The 17,329-nt window shown below is 34.3% G+C and carries 25 protein-coding genes; 5 read left to right on the forward strand and 20 right to left on the reverse strand.

Annotated features, from left to right (window positions below; genetic code table 11):
• Positions 1–161: 161 nt before the first annotated feature.
• The 7 genes from BLR86_RS24930 to BLR86_RS24960 all read right to left on the reverse strand — a co-directional run bounded on the left by BLR86_RS24930 (position 162) and on the right by BLR86_RS24960 (position 5,993).
• Positions 162–545 (reverse strand): glyoxalase superfamily protein, encoded by a 384-nt coding sequence (locus BLR86_RS24930; RefSeq protein WP_090768376.1) that lies wholly within the window; start codon positions 543–545, stop codon positions 162–164.
• Positions 546–1,100: 555 nt separating this feature from the next.
• Entirely contained in the window at positions 1,101–1,568 is a 468-nt protein-coding gene (locus tag BLR86_RS24935; protein WP_090768319.1) for a hypothetical protein, read from the reverse strand.
• Between the two features lie 709 nt (positions 1,569–2,277).
• Positions 2,278–2,694, reverse strand: a complete 417-nt coding sequence (locus tag BLR86_RS24940; RefSeq protein WP_090768322.1) for a VOC family protein — start codon at positions 2,692–2,694, stop codon at positions 2,278–2,280.
• Between the two features lie 255 nt (positions 2,695–2,949).
• Positions 2,950–3,720, reverse strand: a complete 771-nt coding sequence (locus BLR86_RS24945) for a hypothetical protein (RefSeq protein ID WP_090768326.1) — start codon at positions 3,718–3,720, stop codon at positions 2,950–2,952.
• A 120-nt stretch (positions 3,721–3,840) separates the two neighbouring features.
• On the reverse strand, positions 3,841–5,106 hold the full coding sequence (locus tag BLR86_RS24950; protein ID WP_175493047.1) for an erythromycin esterase family protein: 1,266 nt from the start codon (positions 5,104–5,106) through the stop codon (positions 3,841–3,843).
• Positions 5,107–5,125: 19 nt separating this feature from the next.
• Complete coding sequence (locus tag BLR86_RS24955; RefSeq protein WP_090768329.1) at positions 5,126–5,689, reverse strand: DUF2812 domain-containing protein; 564 nt, start codon at positions 5,687–5,689, stop codon at positions 5,126–5,128.
• A complete protein-coding gene (locus tag BLR86_RS24960; protein WP_090768332.1) occupies positions 5,676–5,993 on the reverse strand; it encodes a PadR family transcriptional regulator in 318 nt (105 codons plus the stop codon). The genes BLR86_RS24955 and BLR86_RS24960 overlap by 14 nt, the downstream gene beginning before the upstream one ends.
• A gap of 532 nt (positions 5,994–6,525) precedes the next feature.
• On the opposite strand from BLR86_RS24960, the gene BLR86_RS24965 reads away from it, so the two are divergent.
• Complete coding sequence (locus tag BLR86_RS24965) at positions 6,526–6,918, forward strand: hypothetical protein (protein WP_090768335.1); 393 nt, start codon at positions 6,526–6,528, stop codon at positions 6,916–6,918.
• A 182-nt stretch (positions 6,919–7,100) separates the two neighbouring features.
• Here the strand turns inward: BLR86_RS24965 and BLR86_RS24970 are convergent, their stop codons facing one another.
• The 3 genes from BLR86_RS24970 to BLR86_RS26910 form a co-directional block, all read right to left on the reverse strand.
• Positions 7,101–7,502, reverse strand: coding sequence for a nuclear transport factor 2 family protein (locus BLR86_RS24970; RefSeq protein WP_175493048.1), 402 nt, complete (start codon positions 7,500–7,502; stop codon positions 7,101–7,103).
• 115 nt (positions 7,503–7,617) lie between these two features.
• On the reverse strand, positions 7,618–7,734 hold the full coding sequence (locus BLR86_RS27000) for a hypothetical protein (RefSeq protein ID WP_090768341.1): 117 nt from the start codon (positions 7,732–7,734) through the stop codon (positions 7,618–7,620).
• Positions 7,728–7,850, reverse strand: a complete 123-nt coding sequence (locus BLR86_RS26910; RefSeq protein WP_302847258.1) for a hypothetical protein — start codon at positions 7,848–7,850, stop codon at positions 7,728–7,730. Before BLR86_RS26910 ends, BLR86_RS27000 begins: the two co-directional genes overlap by 7 nt.
• Positions 7,851–8,240: 390 nt before the next feature.
• Between BLR86_RS26910 and BLR86_RS24980 the strand changes: the two genes are divergently transcribed.
• Positions 8,241–8,543, forward strand: coding sequence for a helix-turn-helix domain-containing protein (locus tag BLR86_RS24980; protein ID WP_090768344.1), 303 nt, complete (start codon positions 8,241–8,243; stop codon positions 8,541–8,543).
• 288 nt (positions 8,544–8,831) lie between these two features.
• On the opposite strand, the gene BLR86_RS24985 is transcribed toward BLR86_RS24980, so the two are convergent.
• The 5 genes from BLR86_RS24985 to BLR86_RS25000 all read right to left on the reverse strand — a co-directional run bounded on the left by BLR86_RS24985 (position 8,832) and on the right by BLR86_RS25000 (position 11,246).
• A complete protein-coding gene (locus BLR86_RS24985; protein WP_090768348.1) occupies positions 8,832–9,032 on the reverse strand; it encodes a hypothetical protein in 201 nt (66 codons plus the stop codon).
• Positions 9,033–9,161: 129 nt separating this feature from the next.
• A complete protein-coding gene (locus tag BLR86_RS26915) occupies positions 9,162–9,287 on the reverse strand; it encodes a hypothetical protein (RefSeq protein WP_302847259.1) in 126 nt (41 codons plus the stop codon).
• A gap of 7 nt (positions 9,288–9,294) precedes the next feature.
• Positions 9,295–9,867: a DUF2812 domain-containing protein gene (locus BLR86_RS24990; protein ID WP_090768351.1), complete on the reverse strand. Its 573-nt coding sequence runs from the start codon at positions 9,865–9,867 to the stop codon at positions 9,295–9,297.
• Positions 9,854–10,192, reverse strand: coding sequence for a PadR family transcriptional regulator (locus BLR86_RS24995; protein ID WP_090768354.1), 339 nt, complete (start codon positions 10,190–10,192; stop codon positions 9,854–9,856). The genes BLR86_RS24990 and BLR86_RS24995 overlap by 14 nt, the downstream gene beginning before the upstream one ends.
• A 340-nt stretch (positions 10,193–10,532) precedes the next feature.
• Entirely contained in the window at positions 10,533–11,246 is a 714-nt protein-coding gene (locus tag BLR86_RS25000) for a class I SAM-dependent methyltransferase (protein WP_090768357.1), read from the reverse strand.
• 175 nt (positions 11,247–11,421) lie between these two features.
• Between BLR86_RS25000 and BLR86_RS25005 the strand changes: the two genes are divergently transcribed.
• The gene (locus BLR86_RS25005) at positions 11,422–12,198 is read left to right on the forward strand and encodes a DUF2268 domain-containing putative Zn-dependent protease (protein ID WP_090768360.1); all 777 of its coding nucleotides are present in this window, start codon (positions 11,422–11,424) and stop codon (positions 12,196–12,198) included.
• Positions 12,199–12,395: 197 nt separating this feature from the next.
• Here the strand turns inward: BLR86_RS25005 and BLR86_RS25010 are convergent, their stop codons facing one another.
• From BLR86_RS25010 to BLR86_RS25020, 4 genes are all read right to left on the reverse strand, one after another.
• Positions 12,396–12,647 carry a hypothetical protein gene (locus BLR86_RS25010; protein ID WP_090768363.1) on the reverse strand — a complete coding sequence of 84 codons (252 nt, stop codon included), beginning with the start codon at positions 12,645–12,647 and terminating at the stop codon, positions 12,396–12,398.
• A 454-nt stretch (positions 12,648–13,101) separates the two neighbouring features.
• On the reverse strand, positions 13,102–13,266 hold the full coding sequence (locus BLR86_RS26340) for a hypothetical protein (protein ID WP_175493049.1): 165 nt from the start codon (positions 13,264–13,266) through the stop codon (positions 13,102–13,104).
• A 41-nt stretch (positions 13,267–13,307) separates the two neighbouring features.
• Positions 13,308–14,504 carry an oxalate decarboxylase family bicupin gene (locus BLR86_RS25015; protein WP_090768365.1) on the reverse strand — a complete coding sequence of 399 codons (1,197 nt, stop codon included), beginning with the start codon at positions 14,502–14,504 and terminating at the stop codon, positions 13,308–13,310.
• Positions 14,505–15,064: 560 nt separating this feature from the next.
• A complete protein-coding gene (locus BLR86_RS25020) occupies positions 15,065–15,313 on the reverse strand; it encodes a hypothetical protein (RefSeq protein ID WP_090768368.1) in 249 nt (82 codons plus the stop codon).
• A 495-nt stretch (positions 15,314–15,808) separates the two neighbouring features.
• On the opposite strand from BLR86_RS25020, the gene yjcZ reads away from it, so the two are divergent.
• Positions 15,809–15,946 carry a sporulation protein YjcZ gene (gene yjcZ, locus BLR86_RS25025; RefSeq protein ID WP_090768371.1) on the forward strand — a complete coding sequence of 46 codons (138 nt, stop codon included), beginning with the start codon at positions 15,809–15,811 and terminating at the stop codon, positions 15,944–15,946.
• Between the two features lie 74 nt (positions 15,947–16,020).
• Positions 16,021–16,110: a YjcZ family sporulation protein gene (locus BLR86_RS25030; protein WP_090760914.1), complete on the forward strand. Its 90-nt coding sequence runs from the start codon at positions 16,021–16,023 to the stop codon at positions 16,108–16,110.
• A 644-nt stretch (positions 16,111–16,754) separates the two neighbouring features.
• Here BLR86_RS25030 and BLR86_RS25035 read toward each other — a convergent pair.
• Positions 16,755–17,225 (reverse strand): DinB family protein, encoded by a 471-nt coding sequence (locus BLR86_RS25035; protein ID WP_090768373.1) that lies wholly within the window; start codon positions 17,223–17,225, stop codon positions 16,755–16,757.
• Between the last annotated feature and the right edge of the window lie 104 nt (positions 17,226–17,329).

Below are 17,329 nucleotides of genomic sequence, written 5' to 3' on the forward strand. Positions count from 1 at the left end.
TATTTTCCGAATAATAGCTTTTAATTCTTTTAGGAAACTCGCCCGCAGCGGAACAAGAAAAAGAGCTGTCTCAGCAATCCCCTTTCTTCAACTCTTGCACCCGTTACTTTAAGAAGAAGTATCAAATAATATAGCTATATGTACAACGAAAATTAGCAATGTTATTTTTGAAGGTTCTCAAAAAAGACAATTCTATTTCCGAAGGGGTCCCCAATGCAAACCTCCCGAGAATTCCAAGGGGTTGTTTCGATGCCAGGACGAGCATATTTGTATTTCTTTGATATAAGGTTTGAATGGAGTAACTCTAAGTTTTCTACTTCAATTCTTAAAGCACCTCCAGGACAGCAATCTCCATGATGTTCTGAAAGATGAATAATACAATTTCCATAAGAAATTTGCATGTATAAAGGTAGATCATCTTCGAATCGATGCTCCCAATCTAATTCAAATTCCAAAAATGTTAAATAAAATTCTTTGGCTTTTTCCTCATCAAAAATACGCAGGATGGGAGTGGGGCTTTTCATTGTTATTTTAGATGTGCTCATTTTATACACCTTCTTTTCCATATTTATTTTAGAACTAAATTACTCCTTATGAACTATTTTATAGCATTTGTTCCTAAACATCTTATATATGTTCAAAAAATTACATTCTTCTTAAAGTAACCTGCCACATATATACAGTATGATTTTTGACCGTATTCATCGTAAATAATGAAACAAAAACAGTCACTTTTCTAACTTTGCTTACTTAATATATTCAGTAAGTAAATATAGTTTTCAACGTAAACAACGATAGGACTTTACTTGGAGAGGTGGGTATGATAGGCTCGTTTGCCTGATGAAACAACTGCTTCAGCCTTTCAAGACAAATCGTACCCACAGAGGCTCCAAGTCAAGTCCTTAAACGCTTATCTATGATTACATATAAACAAAGATAGAGGGTGCATCACATCAATGTTTTTTTGCTGATACTGTATATATGAAGCAGTTAGCACAACAAGAAAAAAGACCGCCGTAGCGATCACTTCTTTAACTCTTGCCCCTGTTACTTTAAGTACAATACTTCACAATCCTTTTTTACATTATATAAACTCTTGATTAAGTTTTTAATTTTCTAATTTTAATATTTGAGCAATGTATGATTATTTTTGTTTGTGAAAATAAAAAAATTTCATGTTTTAATTTCTTTTTACTCAACGGAACAATTTCATCGTATCCCCAATCATCAAGTCCCTTCCTACCACCAAAGACAATTTCATTTGGTTTGTTACCATAAACATTTCGGGTAATATCATAATCCATTAAAAACTTACGGACATTTAACCATTGTATTTCATATATACCTCCACCCTCTTCATACTGCTCAACAACCATATTAATTTTGGTGGGGTCCTTTGTTTTCCCATTCTCTTGATTTAATACCGTAAGAGAAACAACCTTTCCATCATGAAATGAGTTGTTTTTTAAAAAATTCGCTGTCTCTTTATTAAATCTAGGTAATAGTTTTTTTAATTCTTTTGCATAGCCCATTACATCCCAATTGTCATCATCTACAAAATATTTCATTCAAACATTCTCCTCAAACCAATTTCCTGCCATTTCTCTTAAGTACATTTATATATTTAGCATGAATATCCAATTTGCTTATAGAGTGTTATTTCAGCAAATTGCCAGACGAATATTAAACTCAAGTTAAACATCAATCTTCAACTAAACTGCAACGTTAGCGTAAGAACATCTATTCACAAACTTTCCAATATCTATAATATGATTTTAACATAAATATCCAATAGCCTTCGTGATTGCAACACAATTCACTCACTAAATCACATAGAATTCGTACACGCTCCAATAATTATTTCATACCCTGTGATTTATTATGTGAATTAGGGCGAAACGGACGAAAGAAATTCGTCGAAATGTTGATAAATCAATAAAAAAAAAACTGTGAATTATATTGTGAATTCAAGTGCGTTTTCCTATGTGTTTTACTATGTTTGCACCTCTGAAGTAAACCCGTTACATTCATACATGGGTGTTTTTTTGTTATATATTGAAGTAAATTTATTTAGCCTAAAAATATTTACTGTAAAAATCTTGTCTCAACTTTCCACTCAGTTGTGATTGCTTAAATCTTATTTACGTCCAGCACCTATTTCTTTAAGTCTATTACTTCACATATTTCTAATCTGATAAAAGATAAATAAAAAGATGATACCTTTTAAGGCATCATCCCTTAGAATAGTAAACTTGATTTGACTTTAAACGTTAACGTTTATTCTTGATTAATTGCACTTTCATCCATATAAGCAACTTCCCATAAATGACCGTCTAAATCCTGAAATCCCCTTATATACATAAACCCATGATCCTGAGGTTCACTAGAAGTTTTACCACCAAATGACAATGCTTTATTTACTATCTCATCCACTTGATCCCGACTTTCAGCTGAAAAGCAGAAAATTGCTTCAGCAGAAGTAGTAGTATCCACAATTTCCTTTTTACTAAATCCTTTGAAACGTTCCTCAATCATTATCATAGCAAAGATATTGTCACTGATGATCATACAAGATGATGTCTCATCGGAGAATTGTGGGTTGAACTCAAAACCTAGCTCCTTGAAAAAATTGGTGGACTTGTTCACGTCTTTTACTGATAAATTGATAAAGATATTTTTGGATGTGAATGCCATTTTTTATTACCTCCTGTGAAAATTATTGGCAAGAAAACCTGTCAATAAAGTTTTTCATTAATTGTCACTAAATATTCCACTTTTCATTAAGTACAGTATTTCATTAAGTACAGTATTTCATTAAATAGCTCTTTACATAAAGAAAGAGCGCATTTCTTATTCTGGAATTTCGACCGATAGTGGAATAAATATATGTATTATTTCACTTGTGTGGGGAACTGTCCTGTAGTACTTCAAATCCTTCAGGATAGATGCTTATCGACACTTCTGTGAATCTGACATTTTGTTTTTGCTTAAGTTATGGAGTTCTTCTGTACTTTTCTTTTGCTCTGTTGAGCTATGCCTTGACTGCTTCTTTGTAATTTCCTTGTATGAAATCTGATTTGTATTACCCCAATTCTTCCAGGGAACTTTATCGTATTTATGGTGCTGGTAATACTTCCATGGATGGATACTCCCCGGCGCATAATTATACGTGCCCATGTTTACCGGATCGTTTACCATCTGACCCGTCTCAGCATGATAGACAGCTTCAAAGCGACCATTTGATGATATAAACTTCACATTATAAGCAGCGTCATATTCGCTTACTTCATACCGGTGATATCTTGCACTGAATAGCTGCCATTTGCCGCATGCCACTAGTTTAATCATTTCTTCTAATTGTTCTGGCGCATCTCCATATCGATTCAGTTCATTGCGAAAATAATGAATCTCTTCCGTGAGAGATGGGAGTTGTTTGACATGTTGATCAAATGTCTCAAAAAACAGATCAAATTGCTTATGCCCGTTCAGAAGCTTTTGATTTTCCACCAAATCATTCATCATATGGGTTAGGATTGCGTGTGATGCAATTGCTTTGGATGTATCAAATATATACCATTTTTGATGCTCAGAGCGAATTTGATCATACTGCTCTGAGAGTTCAGAAAAGTATGCCTCCGATAAAAAATCTACCTTGATCGCTACAGGCATAATCGGATATACAAAGTCTTTCTCTAGTCGATGGTACCCGTATATCGACACTAAAAACAGGAAAAAAAGAATGATAAGAACCGTTTTTGGCGATCGACTTTTGATTACTATCCTAATTTTTCACCCCTCCTCTTCTCCCAATTTCAATCATTCCTTGCCAATTATTTTGTTTTAATCAATTACATATGTTGGTGTTGCTTCTTTAAAAATAATTATGCCGTCATAGGCCTTATTGGGTATCATTTCAATTGTGTAAAACATTTTTAATAGCTTTTGCCAAGAACGAAAGTCGTCACCCACGTTCACCATTTTTTGTTCACTTTGTATAATGTCCAACAATTCCTTTGACTCCCTGGCTTTTTCAAAATCAACGTAAAAGATATTTGGCTCTACTTCACTAAATGCATCAACTAAACCATTATGATTCTTTATCTTATAATTCTTTCTTTTATCAGATCCGCGGTTTAAGGCTTGAAATTTACTTTTCATTAAGTCGGTACCAATTGCAAAATACTTGGACCCATATAACTCATCTAAATAGCTTCCCATCGATTTATAACCAGCTAACGAGGCAGATGTTTTTTCAACATGTCCATTATGTCCCGAGAATAACACTATATCATGACCGCGGGTTGCTTCGAATTCAGAAATCCATTGCAAATTGTCAGCTAAATACTGATCACGAAGTTGTGAGTAATCCCCATCATTTAAAAATAGAGCTGTACGTTGTTTCATCAGCTGTGCATACTGTAAAGCAAAGGCAAAAGCTTCTGGAGATGATTGTTCTATATAAACCATTTTATTTGATTGCAAATCTAAAACGATAGTATCGAGCGCATTATCAATTTCCTTCAGTTGACTCGTCGATAACGACCTCATTGTATTATTTGAAGCATGTTCCAGTTGTGCTGCATATTTTTGTTCCGCATCCATGTTAACAACTTCAAAATAATCAAGCAGACCTTTTTTACTGTAATCATATCGCTGCATATCATTACCGTAAAAATATATTTTCTCATCTTCGCTCGACGTAGCATTATAATCATGCATCCATTGAATTAGATCAATCATTTGCTTCGTCTTATAAATGCTGTAATCAAGAGCGTTCACGGCTTCTTCAGCAGTACCATTTCCCCCTAAAATAAAACGATTAATCTGTTGCCCACCTCCAAAATCTGCCTCTAAGACAAAGACATGGACATTCTCTTTTTTATTTAATCCCTCAAATACATCTTTTTTCAACTCTTGAAGTTCAACATTACCATGTGTCGCTTCTCCCAAGCCTATTACGTTTACGTCATTTGGGATATCGATTTGTTCTACGGTTGAAATGTATTGTTCGGCTTCGTCAACTGTTGTACCACGGTTACACCCTACTAATAATACCGAAATAAATATTATCGCAAATAAAAAGGAAATTTTCTTGAAAGATATCATTTTATACCTCCTCGTATTATTATTCTTTTAACATTGAATACTTTCGATAAGCTTTATAGAAACTGCTACCAAAGAAAACAACCATAAGGACGGGAAGCAACCTTAAAAGGACAAACGGAGTTTCAAATAAAAATGCTTTCCAAAATAATGCACCTTTCATACTCCAAAGACCTTCGGTTAAATATAAACCAGCATCCTTGTTAGGCATAAAAAAAATCAAACACAGCATACCCAACCAAAATGAATAACCCATCAATCTTTTATAATAATTACTCTTTGATTGGCGATCCGAGAAGATTTCATTTTGATCATCATCTTCTTTTTGCCAATATCGAATTCCACCAAGCCAGGAGCCATTTAGATAAATCCAACCGAAGTCTTCATATATCCCTTTGTAATCATTGAACTTTTTCTTTGATAAATGATCTTGATAATCCAGTCGCATCACATATCTCTTGTCGGTTTTTTCGAATGTGTATATTCCTAATCCACTAATATTTGTACAACGATAGCCTTTTTGTAATTGCTCGTTCAGCCATTGCTCCTCTTTTTCAATATCAAAAAACATCTTAAATTTCTTCATTCGAATCACTTCCTTCGTACAGGGATAAAATATGCAATAACCTGTTTTGTTCCATTTTCAAAATGGCACTTCCTTCCGCAGTTATCATATAAATTTTTCTCCGACCCGACTTTCCAACAGGCTCAATCCAACCATGCTTATCCAGGTTTTCAATCGCACCGTATAATGTACCAGGTGCTAAAATAACCATACCATTACTTATTTTTTCTATCTTCTGCATTACAGCATAGCCATGGAGTGGCTCACGCAGAGCTAATAAAATATAATGCATGGTTTCAGACAACGGCAATAATTGATGTTTCATCTTCTCACCCTCTATTCAGTCCGACTATATAGTTCAACTTAATAACAATATAATACAGTCCAACTGAATAGTCAACAAACATGTTTTCAAAATTAACCAAAGGAACTTAAAGTAAAAAGCTTAATAACAAGGAAAATTTCGATCTAAAAAGTCGCTTTCCTTTATGTAGGAAAAGCGGCTTTTTGTGTAGTCTTATTCAATTAATTGGCCCAGATTGTGGAATATTATTTCTATTGCATAGTATCGTTGTACTGTGCAGCAATGACTTGGTATTTTTATTTATGATCTTAAACATAAGCTACCTGTTAGCATTCCTGTAGATCGTTATTTTTCGACTTTGAAAAAAATAGGGCTCCTCAGTAAGATATGAGTATAGACACCACTCTAACTCACAACTTTAGGAGGAATCCTACTATAAAGTTAGCTTGCCTAACTCTTACAAGTTTAGTGAGTCTAACAGCAAGCTATTTTGCAATTCCTAATTGGTGTATAATTGTGTGAAGAAATTGTATTTTAACGGGGGGTAATGAAAATGAAGATTTTGTTTGATGAAACTTACACTTCAAATGACGGAAAGCGAACAAGCAGGAATATTTGGTATGGAGATGCTGATATATCTGTTGATGGTGAATTTGGAAAAAGCATTAATCTTAATGAAGATTTTATGGATAATTTATGCGAAATAATAAAAAATGACTTATCTAAAAATGCAGCAAATATGTCTACTGAAACTAACTGGTATATTTATGGAAGTGGTGTAACTCAGGACGCTATTGGAGACAATATCCGACCGACAATTATGGTTCGTGAGAGGTCTGACGAGTTTATAACTAATTTTAATATCAGTGACCACGATTTTGCTGTAAATATTGATGCTATTCTGTTGTTTAAGGCGGATTTTGAAAAACGTTTAGCTAGTCTTTGAGGAGTAATATCACTATAAGCATTTTCAAACAATTTGAGGGGATGATTTCATAATGAATTCATTCTCTTTTTCATCTGGTGGGAGTCTTTTTGTGTGGAGGAAAAGGACATTTAATAATAATAAAGATTGTGAATAATTACACTTAAATTAAACTGCCCTTTTAGTTTACTTAACATATCAAATTATAATAATTCTTCCTCTGAAACATAATAAATTTTCCAACCTTCATTTGACTTTACCAATATCATTTCACCAAAAAAGGTTGTTTTTCTATAATTTTCACTTGTATGGATCAGTTTGTAATGTGCATATGAGGTATAAGTATTTATAGATACTACTTTAAACTCTAACAAATCTATCTGACCAAAATTCTCAATATTTTGCCTTAAGAAATCCTTATCACCATAAGTTACTTTAATAAAATAATCACTTAAGGTTTGAATATAACCTTCGGCATCTTTTTCATTTATTGCAGTAATCATCGATCTAACAAGAAAAGTTACTTCTCTCTCATCAGTTGTGTTAAACCCTGTTAACAATATACTGCAACTAAAAACTAGAATAATTAGAAGTTTCTTCATCAAATTATTCACACCAATTTACAAACCTTTCTCAGACTCTGCATTTACCCTCTATAATTTCTGCATTTAAATACCAAAAGAGCTTTAAAACTACTTAGACTAAAGCACTCTTCCCTTTTTAAACTACATTATTAAAGTTCCAATTTTCCTTAGCTATTCCTGCCAGATAAACATTCCTATTAGATATTTCCTCGAAGGTCCACTTTTCCTCATTGCATATTTCTTTTGTTAACATAATGATTGATTGCTCATATTTCTTTTTCTTTTCAATAAAGGAACTTCTTCTGCCAAATCACGGATTGCGGTTAGAAGGATAAGTATCGTCGTGATTCTTAACTGCCCGTTTACCACCTCAAAATATCCAAATCCCTTCTGGCGTTCTTGGGTTATTGTATTAATAAACCCAAGAAAGTGCGTCTCATCACCTTCCAGTCTGATTAAATCAATAAATCATTCCATTGATCTTTCCCCTAATTGTAAGGTATTTGGTATAGAGGTATTTTAAAGACTTCGTTTATACTCCCTAGTAACTTTCCTAAACTAAGCCTTTTTGTATCAATTGACATCGTTACACCTATCAGTTAGGTTTATATCAGGAATTATTCCCTTTAGGCATATTTTTATACATATATTATGCAATTTGGCATAAGTAAACTTTTTTTTATTCATTTTTGCTATTATATTTATACTTATACAAATATATAAAAAGCTTAATTATAAAACATAAAATGAGGGTTTTGTATGAATAATTTGGGAGAAAGAATTAAAAGAATAAGATTAAGTAAAGACATATCAACTGAACAACTTGCAATCCTTGCCGGTGTTAATCAATCCACAATTAGTAGAATTGAAAGTAATGTACGTTCTACGACAATTGAAACCCTTTTCAAAATTTGTGAAGCATTAGAAGTAACGATAGTCGATTTATTCGAGGATAATAAAAATCTTCCTCCAGATTTGTTAAACCTGATTATTACTGCAAAAAAGTTAAGCCCACAACAAAGGAAAAAAATCACAGAAATGATTGAGTCATTTATCAACTAGTTAGAGTTGTTTATAAAAAAATTCCCTTATAAAAAACAAACAGACTAGAATAGCTTATATTAGGTTAGTTTACTCGAACATTTGAATATAAAAGAAACCCACATAGTAGACATATCTATTATATGGGTTTCTTATTTACTTCTTATTGATACAGATAGGTAAGGGTTTGAAGTTATCGAAGCCTTTTCCCCCTGTTCACACCGTACGTGAGACTTTCACCTCATACGGCGTTCCAACTAATCCAAAACATTCATTTCTATCCATTCTGTGAAGCAAGTTTATTTCCAATCAGATTTTGAAGTTTTTGCAAAGGGTTCGGAGTTCATTTACTTTTTCTAATTGTTTACCGTTCAATTTTAAAACATCAAGGTTTCCTAAATATACTGTAAATACAGCAAGTGCATAGCGACGAGTTTCCTTATCTGAAGCACCAAAAAAATTATAATAAGGTGCTTTCTCCAAAGGTTTGACCTGTATCAAAATATCCAATTTCTATTCCCTTGAGTCCTCTTTTCACTTTTTCTATAATTTCATTCGACATAACGATACCCGACAATTGGTGATAAATAGTTCATCATTAATCCCCCAAATAAAAATAATTAAATTACCTTATTTATATTACCAGATAAAACCATTTATTAAGCTAAACTGCGTTTTTAGTTCAATAGAAAAAGCCGCCTTAAATGGCAGCTGATCTAGAAGAAACGTACCCGTTACCTCAATAAGCGAATTAATTTTCTTCAAAAAATTATTATTCAACTTCTCTTGTCAGTAAAGACTTATAGACTATTTTATGTCGGTAGTAATCTACCATACATTTTATATTGAAAAACAATGTCATTATCCCTACTCCAAGAAAAGCAGATCTGTCGTAAATAATATATAGAACTATTAAAACAACGAACATTAACATACCTATGATTATATATAAAAGGGAAGAAGACATTCTTCGTCTCTCTCGTTCTCTATATGATTCCTGATCAGAAAAAATATCTCTTTGAGGATTTGTAGAGGTTGTATAGAAAATATGCTTAGAATACCAACTGTTTTTTGAAAGTAAAGTCCAGCCAGCATCCTCAAAAATACTTTTGTACTCCTCAAACTCTCCCTTTTGATTTAACTCACGAAAATCAATTTTGTAAATTATATTTTTTTGATTCTCACTTTTTACAGGTTCGAAAACATATTGACAGTCATTCATATCCTCTGAATCATAACTTTTAAGTATCCAACCTTCGATTAACATACTTTGCAACCATTGTTCTTCCTTAGAAAAATCAGAAAAATGTTTTGTTACCTTTTTCACCTTATTATTCTTCACCATTTTCAATCCCCCGCTGAATGATTTTTTTTGAAAGATTAATCATTCGAATATATCTTTCATATTCCCAATGGAGTACATCTTTTCCTTGTTCCGTAATACAATAGGTTTTCTTCTTACGATGCTCCTTATCAACTGCTATTGTTTTTATCAACCCTTGCTTCTCTAGATTTTTTAATACTCCGTAAAGTGTCCCTGGTGCAATAATATAGTTACCTTCACTCGTATTTTCAATTTCTTTTATAATGCCATAACCGTGTAGTGGTTCTTGATAAAGGGCTAATAAAATTAAATAAGTAGATTCTGATAATGGATTAATAGGAGACACCTACCTTTATGTATTGACTCACGATATATCGACACTCATAACTTAAACTATAATATATCGACTGTCAATATATTGGTGATACATATATTAAAAATCACACAAAAAAACACATTTCTTTAATAAAGAAATGTCCTAGTTAGTTCAATACAATATGCACTTTTAATTCGAATACAATTTTTCATCATTTTGTTTAGATTCTTTAATAAATTAAATTACTCGGCTGATTTTTCTTGAAATTCTTGTTAAGAAAGGGCATTACACCTTGTTGAAGTAATACCCCCAAACAGCTAATCTCTAATAAATCCTCGAAAAGAGCAGGGAAATGTATGACTTGAACAGTTCAAATACAACACCTGAATAGTCGAAAACCTAGTATATCCTTATAAACTGTTGTAAAGTGCAAGTGCTTTTCAAGAATTTCAAAGAATTTATCATCAATATTCTCCGAAAGTGAAAAATCGGTAACATTTCGCACATCATTTTCACCCAAATCAAGTTTAAACTTCTCTACACTAACTTGTTTCATACCGGCTCTTTTGAATAAGTTATACCATTCATTTTCAGTTAGTAATCGAGAAACTCCATAAAAATTAACGATAGATTTCAATTCATCTTCAGAAAGTGATTTTTCAAGTACCATTTCAATTGCAAGCAAAATACCATTTGGCTTTAATACTCTTTTAAATTCAGAAATTGTTAAGGAGACATCTGTAAAGGATATTACTGATTCTGCAAGAATAATATCAAATAAACCCTCATCGAAAGGAAGATGTTCAGTGCTCCCTTGCTTAACTTCAATTGGCAAATGTAAGGATGAAAATCTTTGACTAGCCTTATCCAACATGATTTTATTACAATCTAAGGAAGTAACATTACATTGGTACTGTTCTGCAATATATGCAGAGGTTTGCCCTGTTCCACACCCAGCATCAAGAATCGACTTTGTTTCATCTATTTTTTCCCTTGATAAGAGCTCTTTTGTTAGTTGAAGGCCTCCAGGATGGGCACCTCCAACTCCAAGCATTGCTAAACAATCAAGATAAGTGTAATTCAAATTCAGTCCCATCCTTTTTAGAAATTGTACATTATTTTATGAAAATGGGATAAATTTGTTCACGATACACTTATAAAAACAAATGAACTTTTAAAGGTCTATTAGGGGATAGGAACCTTTACGTGATAAGTGCATAATGTATTTCTAAACAAAATGCGTAGTTAGGGGGGGTTATATGGGTGTGATTAGAACAGATAAGTGGTTGCATGATTCATTTCATAAACCAATTGAAATATGTGAAAAGTTAACAGTTTACTTTGAGGGTGCTCATGCTTCCGAAATCTACGATTACTTAACTCTACATGGAATGTATCATCCTTTTGGAAACGGAAACGAGGTAGTGAAAAAATTACAAGAAAATAAAGTATGGGAAATTGTACAAGAGGAAAGTCTACGACTCCAAAAAGTGTGGGAAGGACCAAATATCCCTATCTTTATTTTTCCTTCAGATAAGAACAACCGAAAATTAAAACAGGACTTTAACGGAAAATCAGGTTTGGCCTTCAAGGATAAACTACTTTTATTTATTTCAGATGATAACATGGAAAAGGAAATACGGGCATTGTTTACACATGAGTATAACCATGTTTGTCGGTTATCCATGTTTCAAAAAAACGAAGAGGATTACGTATTGCTGGACACAATCATTTTAGAAGGATTAGCTGAAAATGCAGTACGTGAAAGATTGGGTGAAGAATTCTTAGCTACTTGGACATCGTATTATTCCAATGAAGAGCTACAGAAAATGTGGAAAAACTTAGTGCTCCCAAATAAAGATGTTCCAAAAAATGACCTTAAACATCAAAACATATTGTATGGATCACGTTTCTATCCGAAAATGATAGGGTACTGTGTTGGGCATTACTTGGTTATGAATTATATTGAAGCAACTAACAAAACAAGTAAAGATCTACTTAATATCAAAACAGATCATATTGCTCAAATAAAGTGAAAGTATGATAAAACGGAAAAAAAACAGACGAAAAACAATTCTCGTCCGTTTTTTATTGGATCAAGTAACAATCAAATGATCCTTTGTTGATCACTTTGAATGTTGTTTATCGGAACCTAACTCCAATGCCTAGCTGATCGAGGTTCTTGTGCTTTTTGCTTTAACTCTTTATAAATCTTACAACATCATTTAATGAGCTACCAAAAGAATAGAGAAAGTACAGCTAATGAAGCAATAGCACCTAGCGCAATTCCAGCGCCCCAACCCCAACCCCAACCTCCATAACCAAAACCGCCTAAGTTTCTAGGTCGTCCAATTGGTTGAAGAAAAACTCTGTTATTGGAAACACGATGAATGATTCCCCTATGAATTCTCCCGTCATGGGTTCTGATTTCAACAGCTCTACTCATATGTCTGTGGCACAGTCCATGGTAATGTTCAACTGACATTTTTTCACCCCTATTTACTTTGACTATACGGCATTATATGTATTGAAATAAATTTTGTAATAGACAAGTGTATCAGGGTATTAGTGGAAACTTAAAATCAATGATGAAAAACAAGTGGTTAGTATAGTCTCTTGCTAAGTATATTTATAAATATATTTGGCACAACGTGCTTGTAATACATAGCATATTACACATTAATGCTCCTGAAATAGAAAAGCTTTACTCTTTATTGAAGTAAAGCACCCCGTTCGTTTAAGTTCAAAGTTTCACGAAAACTTAATAAAAAAGGGTCCTTCAAGATACTTCTCATAGGACTCCTTAAGAACAAATTTTTCAAAAGAATTTTATCACACTTTCCAACTAATTTAAAAAAGCATCCAAGGAATTTCGATAAACTACCCATAGTTCGATGGTTGGAGGAAATAATTCTTCCCCAATGCAACCTCATAAAAAATTAATTGGTCAGATAGAACTCTATATGATTTTTATATAAGTTGGTAACAGCTTCATCACTTAGGTAAGTTTCTATCAATTCTTTTTCGCCAATAATTGCTTCCCCTCTTGCTTTTATAGCAGCTTGTGTAATCTCAGTTGCGTGGTCGTAAATTGTCTTGTACATAGTAATCACCTCCACAACTATATGGATAAACAAATCTACTCTTATCTACCTGTTTTTTGGATAGTAGGAAACCCGGGATATTTCACAACTGGCCATTTCTCCTTGCGTAGAAAATCGAGCAATTCTGATCCAACATTTAAGTTGCTTTGAACTAATTCTTTAGGAGTCAGTGCCATCCATTGATTCAGCGACACATCTTCAAAGCGGTCGCTTTTGAACATCTCTAAAAACCATAATGTTTCTGTACCCGTGTTTTGAATATAGTGTCCAGTAGCAAAGGGTACATATCCGACATCACCAGCTCTATAATCAAATGTACGTGCTGCACCGTTTCCAGTAAATACAGTCATTCGCCCTTGTCCGGTAAGGTAATACTGCCACTCGTCGTTATTGGGATGCCAATGAAGTTCTCTCATTGCACCCGGTTCAATCTCAACGAGTGCCGCTGCGATTGTTTTTGAAATTGGAAAGTTGGAAGAATCCACAATTCGTACACTACCACCAGGCATTTTGATTGGTGTTTGTTTCAACAGCTCGTGCTTAAAGGTTAAAGGGACTTCTCCGTAGGGTGAGTGGACTTCTTGACTTTCCAGTGAACCTGGTACCTCCCCCTGATAAATATATACCTGTTCAGAGGGAATGGAGTTAAAAGCACTCTCTGGTACTCCAAAATTGGCCGACAGAACATCTTTTGGAGTATGAGCAAACCAGTCGGAGATGGATAAGGTGGAAAGATCGGAAAAGTTTCCGTCATCAAAGACGAGCAGAAATTCGCAATGTTCCAACCCTTGAATCGAATGTGGGATACCTGGGGGAAAGTACCAAAGGTCACCAGGACCCACGTCGGCAATAAAATTTTGTCCTTGTTGGTCAACCGAGGTTATTCGTGCCCGTCCCAACAGCATATAAGACCATTCTGCCTGTTTATGCAAATGGAGTTCACGTACTCCGCCGGCCGTTAAGCTCATATTTACTCCAGCAAGAGTAGTCGCTATCGGAAGTTCCCTGGCGGTGATCTCCCGTGACCATCCTCCGTGATTTAATGTCATAGAAGTGTCAGAGAATGAGAATTTCAAGTTAGGAACTAATCCTCCATCTGTAATTGGTGGGACGAGCATATTCGGATTTTGAATATCTCGCATAATATTACGCGTGCCTGAGTCAATCCCTCCAGCTCCATCACTTCGGATAGGTTGAGGCACGTTCCCACCCACTTGATTAACAGTTCGTTTATCCATCATTACGCTCCTCGTTAATGGGATTATTAGGGAATATTCATTTTCATAGTGTATGACTTGGGCTTCAAATGGTTACTGTGCCTATTGATAAAAAATACAGGGGCATCCCAGAAATGCTCACTTAGTTTAAAATTAATATTAGAAACCACTTCTAAAATTTTTTGTTGTTCAACTAAATTGACCGTTAGCATAATAAGAAAAAGCTGCCACTTAGACAGCACTTGTTTTTCGTTAAATCAACAGTCAGTTCAATAAAAATGCAGTTGGGAATCTTAAAAAGAGCAAACAGGCTAATCCCATTTGCTCTTTTTTAATATTATTGATTAGCCTGTTTAACCCATTTAGCACCCATTTTGTGCGTTTACCTTAATCTTAACATCTACTTCCACATCATACCATATCGCCGTTTTGCACTACTGGTACATTTGTTAAAACGGTTTTTCCCAACATAAATAGCAGAAAAGTGGAAAAATCCCCTGATAAGACAAATGTTTATTTTTAAAATAACTTCATGTGCAAAATTAACTAATATTAATTAAAGAGTCTAGCAAGAACAATCTCTAACAGCAGCCACCATAACCATGATGAAATGGATAGCCGCCATATCCATGATGGAATGGATAGCCACCATATCCATGATGGAATGGGTGACCTCCATAACCATGATGGAATGGGTAACCTCCATAACCCATGCCATAACCAGGATAACCTCCATAACCCATGCCATAACCAGGATAACCTCCATAACCCATGCCATAACCAGGATAACCTCCATAACCCATACCGCTTCCAAAGAAATCTCTTTCCATTTTATATCTCCTCCTCAAATTGTTTCAAAAATAGTGTATGTGTCCATTTTTAAAGAGGAATAGATATTTGCCTATTTGTAAGTGTCTTCTTGGCTGTTATTTTATTTGCTGTATAGTCATAACCCTCATTGTACTAGTGTTAATGCATTTTTATATCGTGGGTTTTATTTACTATTTCTTCGTATGTACCTATGCGTACAAATGATAAAAAAGCCCTTTTTAGAGGCTTGGCTTTAATAATCAGCACTTGTCCCATTCAGCTATATTCTGAGTGCATATGTTATTATTAAGCCAGCCAGCCAGACATATATAATTACCTCCGAAAAAGCGTTCGCATGTATTGCAGACGCTTTTTTATTTTTAGAAATTGTTTAGGCAAAACGCATATTTTGTCCTATCACTTATGACAATTGTCCAATCCCTCCTTATCTTAAGAAATATATATACATAGTGAGAGTTTTTTCCTTCAGATATTCCAATAGGAGGTGAAATGATATGTGGGGATTATGTGGCGGTTACGGATACGACGGTGGCTATGACGGTGGCTACGGCGGTGGCTATGGCGGCAGTACTTTTGTATTAGTCGTTGTATTGTTCATTCTGTTAATCATCGTACTTGCTAGTTTTCGCTAATGTTAAATAAGCAAAATAGTTGGGATTTATTTAAGCAAAGTCAATTGACATAAGAATAGTGGGGGGTGCTATATATGGGTGATGGAATGGGAAGTGGTTTTGCGTTAATCGTTGTATTGTTCATTCTACTGATCATTGTCGGAACTTCTTTCATGAGCTACTAAAATGCACAGAACAAAGGGCCAGGTTAAGTTAATCTGCCCTTTGTTTTAGAGACTTCTGAAATTAAAGGAGGATGAAGCAAATGCCTTTTGATCGAAGAGATCGGTTTTTTCGTGACGACTTTAGAAGAAGAAGGTTTTTCCTTTTTTTTTCATTCATCCTCTTTTTCCCTTTTGAATTCGAAAGAGAAAGAAGAAGAAGACGTAGATTCTAATAAGCAAATGATTTAAACAGTATTTCCAAGAGCCTACGGGTAAAAATGTGCTTCCATCATAGGCAGCTGTTCTTATTGAGCTAAAAAGCTGGTGCAAGAAGGCTATTGTAGGTCCTAAATAGGTCCTTTTTGTTTTGAGTAATTATCAACATTATTATTTAACACAGCTTTTTTATTAAAAAAATCCCTCCTTTCACTAACCTACTTCTTTAGCTGAATTAGAAAAAAGCGATCTTCGTTATTAAAGTATCGCACCCGTTTGTTTAAGTACATTGGGTCACAAACTGAGATTTATTACAGGAATTCTGCCCCTTTAGCATATAAAAAATTTCAACAAAAAAGGGTGGACATTCTTCCTGGAACATCGCACCCGTTTATTTAAAGGAAACGTTTCGCACAGTACCATATTTCGCAAATCTTCTTTTCCACCAATTAACGATGCGATGGCCAAGAACCTTGCATCTTCCTAATTTGAATAATTTGACCCGTATGATATGCATCGTGAAGCAATATATCCAAAAGCTTTTCTTCAAGGGAATTTTGTTCAAGCACTTCAGTGGTTGTTTTACTTAGTGCTTCTCTTAAACTACGTTGAACCTTATCTCCACGTTCAACGATTGCTATCCATTCCTTGTCGTCATTTAGCTGTTCCGTAAGGTAGAATGTTTCATCACCATCAAGATTTTGTGTCCATTCACGGTCTTCTAATTTTGCTGTTAGTCTCTCTTTATAGTATATGAGATGATTAACATTTTCCCAAATTGTTTTGGTTGCCTCTCCTATAGGTCTCCACATAGCCTGTTCTGCGGTGAGTCCATCAATTGCAGGTTTTAACGGTGCATACCAACTCTCCTTGTCGAACGTCGTGTCGAGCATTCTTAAGAGTAATTCAATTCGATTCATTCACATCTTCCTCCCTCTATAAATGTTGATTTATCAACGGTTTGACCCGTTGGTGGGGTGTCAAAAAAATATTTTTCGACACGCTTCCTAACAATACTTTCATA

Origin of the sequence: Bacillus sp. OK048, assembly GCF_900103525.1 — a bacterium.
GTDB lineage: Bacteria > Bacillota > Bacilli > Bacillales > Cytobacillaceae > Neobacillus.

Bases quoted from the DNA above. Each gene is read 5' to 3' on its own strand.
- BLR86_RS24930 (WP_090768376.1), bottom strand. From the start codon at position 545: ATGAGCACATCTAAAATAACAATGAAAAGCCCCACTCCCATCCTGCGT.
- BLR86_RS24935 (WP_090768319.1), bottom strand. From the start codon at position 1,568: ATGAAATATTTTGTAGATGATGACAATTGGGATGTAATGGGCTATGCA.
- BLR86_RS24940 (WP_090768322.1), bottom strand. From the start codon at position 2,694: ATGGCATTCACATCCAAAAATATCTTTATCAATTTATCAGTAAAAGAC.
- BLR86_RS24950 (WP_175493047.1), bottom strand. From the start codon at position 5,106: ATGATATCTTTCAAGAAAATTTCCTTTTTATTTGCGATAATATTTATT.
- BLR86_RS24955 (WP_090768329.1), bottom strand. From the start codon at position 5,689: ATGAAGAAATTTAAGATGTTTTTTGATATTGAAAAAGAGGAGCAATGG.
- BLR86_RS24960 (WP_090768332.1), bottom strand. From the start codon at position 5,993: ATGAAACATCAATTATTGCCGTTGTCTGAAACCATGCATTATATTTTA.
- BLR86_RS24965 (WP_090768335.1), top strand. From the start codon at position 6,526: ATGAAGATTTTGTTTGATGAAACTTACACTTCAAATGACGGAAAGCGA.
- BLR86_RS27000 (WP_090768341.1), bottom strand. From the start codon at position 7,734: ATGTTAACAAAAGAAATATGCAATGAGGAAAAGTGGACCTTCGAGGAA.
- BLR86_RS24980 (WP_090768344.1), top strand. From the start codon at position 8,241: ATGAATAATTTGGGAGAAAGAATTAAAAGAATAAGATTAAGTAAAGAC.
- BLR86_RS24990 (WP_090768351.1), bottom strand. From the start codon at position 9,867: ATGGTGAAGAATAATAAGGTGAAAAAGGTAACAAAACATTTTTCTGAT.
- BLR86_RS25005 (WP_090768360.1), top strand. From the start codon at position 11,422: ATGGGTGTGATTAGAACAGATAAGTGGTTGCATGATTCATTTCATAAA.
- BLR86_RS25010 (WP_090768363.1), bottom strand. From the start codon at position 12,647: ATGTCAGTTGAACATTACCATGGACTGTGCCACAGACATATGAGTAGA.
- BLR86_RS26340 (WP_175493049.1), bottom strand. From the start codon at position 13,266: ATGTACAAGACAATTTACGACCACGCAACTGAGATTACACAAGCTGCT.
- BLR86_RS25015 (WP_090768365.1), bottom strand. From the start codon at position 14,504: ATGGATAAACGAACTGTTAATCAAGTGGGTGGGAACGTGCCTCAACCT.
- BLR86_RS25020 (WP_090768368.1), bottom strand. From the start codon at position 15,313: ATGGAAAGAGATTTCTTTGGAAGCGGTATGGGTTATGGAGGTTATCCT.
- yjcZ (WP_090768371.1), top strand. From the start codon at position 15,809: ATGTGGGGATTATGTGGCGGTTACGGATACGACGGTGGCTATGACGGT.
- BLR86_RS25030 (WP_090760914.1), top strand. From the start codon at position 16,021: ATGGGTGATGGAATGGGAAGTGGTTTTGCGTTAATCGTTGTATTGTTC.
- BLR86_RS25035 (WP_090768373.1), bottom strand. From the start codon at position 17,225: ATGAATCGAATTGAATTACTCTTAAGAATGCTCGACACGACGTTCGAC.